We start from the raw sequence: 6571 nt of genomic DNA on the forward strand, positions 1-6571 counted from the left end.
CCGCCCCGGACGTCGTCCAGGCCGAGAACGGCGCCCACCTCGCGGGCCGGCTCCGCTCGGTCGCCGGTCAGCATCAGCAGCCGGCCGATGCCCGCGGCCCGCAAGTGGCGCAGAGTGCGCGGCGCGTCGTCGCGGAGGGGATCCCGCAGCAGCACCGCACCCGCCGGGCAACCGTCGACGGTCAGCCAGGCCACGGCAGCGCCGTCGAGAAGCGCCCGGTTCTCCACCGCCCTGACCCAGGACGGGCGGTCGCCTGACCCGTCGATGCGGCCGACGAAGACCCGGTGCCCGTCCACGGTGCCCGAAGCGCCCCTGCCAGGCTGCTCTGTGACATCGTGCGAGACCGACAGGACCAGCTTCCGTTCCCGCGCGGTCACGACGATCGCCTCAGCCAGGACATGCGGCGAGTACTGGTCCAGCGAGGCGGCCACCCTCAGCACCTCGGCCGGCTGCCACCCCGGTGCGGCGACCACGTCGAGGACACGAGGACGCCCGCGGGTGAGAGTGCCGGTCTTGTCGAGCAGCAGGGTACGGGCCCGGCCCAGGTTCTCCAGGGCACCACCGTCGCGCATGACGACTCCCAGGCGTGAGGCGCGGGAGATCCCGGAGACAATGGCCACCGGCGCGGCCAGCAGCAGTGGACAGGGGGTGGCGACCACCAGCACCGCGACCGCGCGTACCGCCGAGCCACTGACCAGCCAGGCCAGTCCCGCCACCGCCAAGGTGAGCGGAAGGAACCATGCCGCGTAGCGGTCGGCCAGGCGTACCACGGGTGCGGACTCGGCCCCGGCCTGCTTGGCCAGCCGCACGATTCCGGCGTACGTGCTGTCCTGCTCGGTCGCCGTGGCCCGCAGCTCGAAGGCGCCGCCGGCGTTGACCACCCCGCTGCGGACGCTGTCGCCCGCCGCCCGTTCGACGGTCAAGGACTCGCCGGTGAGCACGGACTCGTCGAGGTTGGCCACGGTGCCCTCCACCCGCCCGTCGACCGGGACGACCTCGCCCGGACCCACTACGAGCAGGTCACCTACGGCTACCTCGGCCAGCGGAACCGTAACGATGCCGGCCGCTGTCCGGCGGCGCGCCGAGCGGGGCGCGTGCTCCCACAGGGCACGGAGATCGTGAGAGGCCCGCCGCTGGGCTGCCGCCTCCAGCGTCCGGCCGGTGGCCAGCATCAACGCGATGAGCACCCCGGCCAGGTATTCATGGACGGCAAGGGTGCCACCGAGGGCGAGAACCGCGATCAGGTCTACACCCGCGCGGCCGTGGCGGAGTGCGGCGACGACCCAGCCCACGGCCGGGGGGACCGCGACCAGGGTGCCCAGGGCCCACAGCAGGTCGGCGAGAGGCTCGTTGCCGGCCAGCCAAGCGGCACCCCCTGAGGTCAGGGCGGCAGCAGTGACGGCCAGGAGGGTGGGCTCCAGCCGTGGCGAGGCAACCGCCCCGGTCAGGGGGCGCAGGTGCGCTGTGAAGGCGGAGCGGTTCATGGCTACCTCTGTCCCGTTCGGCATCGTTGCCCGCGGTCCGGTTCCCGTCCATCACATTCCGGCGAGCCGGGCCTTCGCCAGGGGACGAACGGCTCTGCTGCCAGGGCCAGAGGCACTCAGTGATCGTCCTCGGCATCCGGTGGGTGAGTCCGGGCGTGGGGCTTCTGCGTTCCTGGGAGAGGAGATCCGTTTCGTTCTCCTCTGGATGAAGTTCGTTCTCCTCTGGATGAAGAGGGCCGATCGGCCCTCTCACGTTGGCCTCACCGGCTCATGACGCGCTCAGCGATCCCGGCGAGCGTGAGAAGCAGATACTCCGAAAGCCGCTGGCACGAGGCCCGTACTCGCGGCGCCTTCGAGGAGGTGAATCAGATGATCTGGTACGACCACAATGTCGGCGGATGGGGCTGGTTCGCAATGTCCGTCGGCATGATCTTCTTCTGGGCTCTGGTCATCCTCGTCGGCGTTCTTGTCTACCGAGCCCTGGTGATGCCGGGGCGCAGGAGCGAGCGCGCCGACACTCCGCCGCTCGGGCCCACTCCTGAGCAGCTCCTGGCGGAACGCTTCGCCCGAGGCGAGATAGACGAAGACGAGTACCACCGTCGCCTTGCCGTCCTGGGGGCAGCCACCAGTGACGTTTCTCGGCTCGGACGACACTGACCGGGAGGAGGCAGCCGTGGACGAGAGGCTTTCCGTGGGGGCCCTCATGGACGAGGCGCCCTACTCGATCAGCGAGGACGAGACCCTGCTGATGGCCTGGGAAGTGGTCGAGCGGTCCGGGCAGCGTCATCTGCCTGTCGTTCGCCCGGACGGCTGCTGCGCCGGTGTGCTGGACCGCGCCGAACTCGCCGTGGCATGTGCTGCCGCCGCCACGACGCTGTCCCCTCGCAGGGTGCGCGACCTCGTGCACTCCCACCGCACCGTCACGGTTCACCCGGAGGACTCGCTCCTGCGCGCGGCAGCCGTGATGACGCAGGAGCACCTGGACGCCCTCCCGGTCACAGAACTGCACGGACGCCTGGTGGGCCTGCTCACGGCCCGGGACTATGTGGCCTCGGCCGCAGGTCTGCACAGACGGGTCAAGCCCGCCAGCAGTGGTCCCGCCCGGGCCACCCTGCCCGGGCTGCCGCCTCGCCGCGCAGAACGGGATCACGGAATCGTCATTCCGTAGCGGGCCGGCCGGTCACGGAGGCCGCGAGGGGCGCAGCGAGACCGTGGCATACAGCACTACGGCTCAGCTGTGAGCCGCGAACTTGGGAAGGACGGCTGACGTCATGGTTTGGGCATCCTGGACAACCCCCGGGGTCTTCACCGGCCGGGGCGGCGTACGTACCGACGAGGCGGGGGTCGTCAGTGGCGACCTGACCGTCCACACGACCTGGGACGGCCGTGAGGCCGACGTGACAGTCCAGTACACCGGCACCTCCGAATGGTTCACCCTGACCGGAAGCCCCGTGTCCTGCAGTTCGGAGCGAGAGAGCCGGAATCTGCACCAAGCGGTGGTCGCAGCCGTCAGAGCCGGTGGGGGAGTCACTATTGAACACGGGCGGGTCAGGGAGACGATCTAGACCGGCGACGGACCCGTCCTCGTACCCCGCCGGCTGACAATTTCCCGTACCTCAACGCGCATGCCGACACCATTGCTGTTCCGGTCTCGGTTACGTCGAACGGGGCTGGACGGTCGGGATTCTTGATGTGAAGAAGAGTGCCCCGACACAGGCGAATGCGAGGATCGCGAGCGCGGCGCGCAGGCCGTCCAGCCTGGCGTCGGCGTTCGCCTCCAGCGCGATCCGGGCGGCCTGCCTGTTCGTGCCCGCTTCGTCGAGAGCGGTCTTGAGCTGGGCGTCCGACATGAAGGTCACACCGCTCTGGAGTTCGACGGCGGCCTGGCTCTTGACGGCGGCCGGAATCGCCGGATTCTGCTCGACGCTGGTCAGGAACGACGACGTAAGCGCGGCGATCAGAATCGAGCCGGCCAGCGCAGTACCGATGGACGAGCCGAGGTTCGTGACAGCGTTCTGGACGCCGCCGACTTCGGCGCTCTGCTCATCCGGCACCGCGGAGACGGTGACGGAGCCGAGCTGAGACGCCAGCGCGCCCATCCCGACCCCGATCAGCAGCAGGGGGACGGTGACGATTTCCGCTCCGGCGCCGGCGTCGAGCGCGGACATCAGGACCACCGTGCCGGCAAGCAACGCAAGGACCCCGAGCCGTACCACTCGCCTCGGTGAGACGTCCGGGAGGAACCGTGGGATGAGGGTCGCGGCTGCCAGCAATGTCAGCGAGAGCGGCAGGAGCCGGGCACCGGTCGCGAGCGCGGACAGTCCCAGAGCGACCGACAGGTACAGCGGTACGACGAAGAACACCCCCATCTGGACGGCGTACTGGAAGAAGAACATGGTCAGGCCGCCGGTGAGCTGCTTGTTGTGGAACAGGCCCGGATCGATCAGCGGCTCCTTCCGCTGCTTCAGGAGGCGGGCCTCCCAGACGAGGAACAGCCAGATCAGAAGCAGTCCTGCCAGCATCAGCCACACGACCAGCGAGACTCCGAGCCACGCAGGCGCGTCGGTCTTCGGCCGGAACCAGCCCCATTCATCCGAGCGGAGCACGCCGTAGACGAACACCCCGAGCCCGAGCGCGCACAGCACGGCCCCGATGAGGTCGATGTGCGGGCGTCGGCCGCTCGATGCGTCAGCGACTTGCCGAGCGAGCACCAGAATGCCGAGTACCACCAGGACCTCACCGGCGAAAACCCAGCGCCAGGAAAGGTAAGTTGCGGCGAAACCTCCGATGATCGGCCCGAGTGCGATCGCGACGGCACCCGCGGCCGCGACGAGTCCGTAAGCGGCAGGACGTCGTTCAGCGGCGAAGTTGCCGGCCACGAGCGCTACGATCGCGGGCAGGATGAGCGCGGCCCCAATTCCCTCCAGGAAGGACCAGCCGAGCAGCAGCACGGGAAGGTTCGGCGCGAGCGCCGTGGTGAGGGAGCCGCATCCGTAGATGCAGCAGCCGATCATGAACGCGCGCCTCCGGCCGATCAGTGCCCCGACCTTGGCGCCGGGGACCATGAACATCGCCATCACGAGGGTGTAGGCAGTGATGGCGCCCTGGATTCCGGTCACCGTCGTGCCCACGTCGTCGGCCACCGTAGCGATCGAGACATTCATGACCGAACTGTCGAGCGCCATCAGAAACTGACCGGCCGCAAGCGTCCACAGGACGAGCCGCTCCCTTGCCGAACTACCGGCAGTCCCGGTCCCGGGTGTCATGAGCGAAGCATGTCAGCAGCGTCGGGGGACGGGTCCTCGACCCGCCAGGAAGGTCAACCGCTCGGCGGCTGTGCGGCCGACCAAGCCATCCGCACGGCGGATGCCCAGCAGACGGGGTCGGCTCACCACGCGTCACCACGCGCGGACACTCGCAGGGCGGCCGGTCCTCGGTGGAACTCGTGGCCGGCCATGGCGACCAACCCCGGCTGATCATCGACTTCGGCGAGATCACCCTTTGCGGCGCGCACGGGCTGAGTGCGGTCATCGGCGCCCGTCACACGGCCGACCAGCGCGGGGGCATGGTGCGCGTCGTGGTTCCCCAGGGCACATACGCGGGCTCCTGCGCATCACGAGCCCGACCCAGGACCTTGAGGTGCGCGAGACGCTGGGCGACGCGGTCGCCGTCGGCCCGCTGTGAGAGCCGTAGAAGATCACCGTGCTGCGCATCACTGGGCGAAGACGGCCTCGACCAGCTGCCGTGCACCGAATCTACGGCCTGGGCCGCACGCCTCGGTAACTGAACGGCGGGACCCGCTCACCGTCGGCGATCACTCGGCGCCCTCCCGCGGATCGGTTGCTCTGCGTCCGGCTGCTCGGTTCGTCGCGAGCCGCTTGCGCCGGGGACAATGGGAGTCCCGGTGCGGGTGAGGTGGTGGCGATGCCCGTATGGCATCTGCGCGACTATCACGACGACGACCTTGATCAGGCCATCCAGATCTGGGACCAGAGCCGCGTGGCCGACGAAGAGCGCGTCTTCCCGGTCTCCGAGGTGATGGCGGCGGCGAAGGCGGGTCAGACGGCGGTGGTCGCGGTGGTCGGCGACGAACTGGTGGGCATGGCCGTGGCCCAGGCATACGGCAAGCGGGGCTGGATTCTCCTGGTGGCACTCGCCTCCCGCTGGCGCGAACAGGGCATCGGCAGCGCCCTCCTCGCCGAGGTGGAACGGCGCCTGCGCGCACTGGGCATACGTCATATCAGTGCGCTGCTGCCCGGGCACGCGGCGGGCACCAAGGCTCTGGAGAACTCCGGATACCGGTTCCGCGACGACCTCATCTACTACGAGAAGCTGGAACCGCCCGAAACCGCCAACGCCGGCGTCCTTGAGGCGCTGGGCGGCCGCATGCTGCCCGAGGGGCTCTGGGACGGCATGGCCGGCATGGAGCGTGAGAAGCAGGTCGTCGAACGCCGTGTCGTGCTACCGCTGACCGAACCTGAACTGGCCGACCGCTACGGTGTCGTCCCGCCCAAGGCGATTATCCTGTTCGGGCCCCCCGGCACGGGGAAGACCAGCTTTGCCAAGGCCGTGGCCTCACGGCTCGGCTGGCCGTTCGTGGAACTTTTCCCCTCCCGGCTCGCGGCCGACACCACAGAGGGACTGGCCGCGGCACTGCGCGGGGCTTTCGCGGATCTGGCGGAACTGGATTCGGTGCTGCTCTTCATCGACGAGGTCGAGGAGATCGCCGGCGTGAGATCGGGCAAGGCGGTTGATCCGGGGCACGGGGTGACCAACGAGCTACTGAAACTCATCCCTGTCTTTCGCGAGCAGGACGCGCGGCTGCTGGCCTGTGCCACCAACTCCGTACGCTCGCTGGACGCGGCCTTCCTGCGACCGGGCCGGTTCGACTATGTGATCCCCATCGGCCCCCCGGACCCGACCGCCCGCGCAGCGATCTGGGGCCGGTATCTCAGGGCCCCTTCCGATGCGGTCGACGTCGTCCAACTGGTCAAGGCCAGTGAGATGTTCACGCCGGCCGACATCCAGTTCGCCGCCCGCAAGGGAGCACAGGCGGCGTTCGAGCAAGAGGTCGCACATCGCCGGGG

General features: G+C 69.3%; 6 protein-coding genes. 4 read left to right on the forward strand and 2 right to left on the reverse strand.

All coding sequences use genetic code 11. The annotated features are described in order from the left end of the window. Positions 1–1484: heavy metal translocating P-type ATPase (locus ACFW2E_RS38530; RefSeq protein WP_384474214.1), on the reverse strand; the 1484-nt coding region annotated here is incomplete at its 3' end. A 297-nt stretch (positions 1485–1781) separates the two neighbouring features. Between ACFW2E_RS38530 and ACFW2E_RS38535 the strand changes: the two genes are divergently transcribed. The 3 genes from ACFW2E_RS38535 to ACFW2E_RS38545 all read left to right on the forward strand — a co-directional run bounded on the left by ACFW2E_RS38535 (position 1782) and on the right by ACFW2E_RS38545 (position 3049). Further along, positions 1782–2141, forward strand: a complete 360-nt coding sequence (locus ACFW2E_RS38535) for an SHOCT domain-containing protein (protein ID WP_384474217.1) — start codon at positions 1782–1784, stop codon at positions 2139–2141. Between the two features lie 16 nt (positions 2142–2157). Then, positions 2158–2652, forward strand: a complete 495-nt coding sequence (locus ACFW2E_RS38540) for an HPP family protein (RefSeq protein ID WP_384474220.1) — start codon at positions 2158–2160, stop codon at positions 2650–2652. Between the two features lie 103 nt (positions 2653–2755). Next, on the forward strand, positions 2756–3049 hold the full coding sequence (locus ACFW2E_RS38545; protein WP_384474223.1) for a hypothetical protein: 294 nt from the start codon (positions 2756–2758) through the stop codon (positions 3047–3049). Between the two features lie 90 nt (positions 3050–3139). On the opposite strand, the gene ACFW2E_RS38550 is transcribed toward ACFW2E_RS38545, so the two are convergent. Continuing rightward, entirely contained in the window at positions 3140–4750 is a 1611-nt protein-coding gene (locus ACFW2E_RS38550) for an MFS transporter (RefSeq protein ID WP_384474225.1), read from the reverse strand. 649 nt (positions 4751–5399) lie between these two features. Here ACFW2E_RS38550 and ACFW2E_RS38555 point away from each other — a divergent pair. Next, positions 5400–6571: ATP-binding protein (locus ACFW2E_RS38555; RefSeq protein ID WP_384474228.1), on the forward strand; the 1172-nt coding region annotated here is incomplete at its 3' end.

This window comes from Streptomyces sp. NPDC058964 (assembly GCF_042741275.1).
Lineage (GTDB): Bacteria > Actinomycetota > Actinomycetes > Streptomycetales > Streptomycetaceae > Streptomyces.